The organism is Shewanella sp. SG41-4 (genome assembly GCF_014164505.1).
GTDB lineage: Bacteria > Pseudomonadota > Gammaproteobacteria > Enterobacterales > Shewanellaceae > Shewanella.
This window is the reverse complement of the sequence record NZ_JACJFI010000501.1, coordinates 1-1,904: the sequence shown is the minus strand read 5'-3', so window position 1 is coordinate 1,904 and position 1,904 is coordinate 1. Positions and strand designations below refer to the sequence as shown.

Sequence of the window (1,904 nt, the reverse complement as noted above, 5' to 3'; positions counted from 1 at the left end):
AAAATAGGGCTCGGTTTATAAAACGTTATTATTTTGAGCTAAGCCAAGCTAACTGAATCAATCAACTTGACTAGCTTTGAGTTATTTTACTTTGAATTGTTCGACAAGTTCATGTAACTGAATCGCACCTTGTTCAATACCTATACTGCCCTTATTAATGAGCTCATTTTGAGTTCTATTGTCTAATGACATGTCACTAATTCGAGTAATATTCATATTTAGCTCTGTGATAACTGTACTTTGCTCCTCTGTAGCGGCAGCTATTTGAACATTCATTTGCGATATTTGCCCAATTGAAGACTTAATATTATCAAGTGCACCTACAACTTGTTGTGTTTCATTGACCGTTTCAGATGATTTAATCTTAGCCCTAGCAACAGAAGCATTAACACTGTCAATCGCACTTCTGATGGCATCGATGATGAGATTTATCTCACTTGTTGAAGCTTGAGTTCGGCTAGCAAGCGTTCGAACTTCATCAGCAACAACGGCAAAACCACGACCAGCCTCACCTGCTCTAGCGGCTTCGATGGCAGCATTCAACGCTAACAAATTAGTTTGATCTGCTATTCCCACAATCACATCCAGAATTTGACCAATCTTACTTGAACTTACTTGTAAGCCTTTTGCAACTTCTTCTGTCGCAGCTAGCTCACTGGATAATTCAGATATTTTTTTCATTGCGTTATCAACAACGGAAGCGGATTTATCTGCCTCTTTGTCAGCATGGTGCGTACTTTCTGCTGCTAATTGTGCATTAGAAGCGACTTCTGATGCAGTCATCGACATTTCATTAATCGCGGTTGCCACATTCTCAGTTTCGGCTTGCACATTGGATGAAATTTGATTGGCCTGTTGTGCAATCGTCGACATGTTTTTAGCTAAGCGACTCGATTCATCAACCGAATGACTTACAGAAATAATGACTTTCTGAATTTTATCAATGAAGGCATTGAAATGATGAGCGATCTGTTTGAGTTCATCATTCCCCTCTTCAGACAAGCGTAAGGTCAAGTCACCCTCACCCTTGGCAATGTTTTTAAACGCACTAATGGTTTCAATCATCGGCCCTGAAATACTGCGAATGATAAAAAACAGCAGTAAGATGACCGGCAGCCAAACCAGTGCCAATAACAATAAGTATTGAGTAATGAAGTGGTTTTTATCATCTTGAATGTCATCGACATAAATACCTGTACCGATAATCCACCCCCAGGGTCTAAAGCGTTTTACCACTGACATTTTCGGACTAGGTTTTTCCTGTTGTGGTTTATTCCACATGTAATCCACCCTTGCAGCATCCTGCTGCTCAGTACGCTGGATCATTTGTTCAAACAATTTAACTCCATTTGGGTCTTGCATTGTTAATACTTTGGTATTCACTAATTGCTTGGCAAAGGCATGCTGGATCATTGTCCCTTGAGTATCAATACTGAAATAATACTCATTGCCTGAATAGCGTAACTTATCAATTGTCGCCAAAGCCATCAGTTTGGCCTCATCTTCAGTCATGATCCCTGACTGTGCATCTTGATAATATTTATCAGCGATGGTTGTGGCTATGTCTACCAAAGCATTTAGTTTGGCTTCTTTTTCATTAATTAACACGTTTTCTACTCGCGTTAATGAAAACCAGAAAACGATAACAGTAGCAATGATCGCTAATGCCAACATTCCTAATAAGCGGTTTGCAATTGTTGTTTTGCGAAATAACATGTTAATTGGGTTCATACAGGCACCATGGCTTTATGATTATTATTAAAATGGTTATGAGATGAATACTGACAAAGGCTCAGCTATGTTAGTTATAGTCTAAAATATGCTATGAAACAGGACTGTTTTATCACTGGTACGTTTTATTAGCGAATTGTTCACGATAGTGCTTCGCAAAAGGTAAATATAGT

Annotated in this window: 1 protein-coding gene; it reads right to left on the bottom strand. The window is 38.9% G+C overall.

The window, feature by feature from the left end; all coding sequences use genetic code 11:
* Window positions 1-81: 81 nt before the first annotated feature.
* On the bottom strand, window positions 82-1,731 hold the full coding sequence (locus H5202_RS21590; protein ID WP_182773855.1) for a methyl-accepting chemotaxis protein: 1,650 nt from the start codon (window positions 1,729-1,731) through the stop codon (window positions 82-84).
* Window positions 1,732-1,904: the final 173 nt, after the last annotated feature.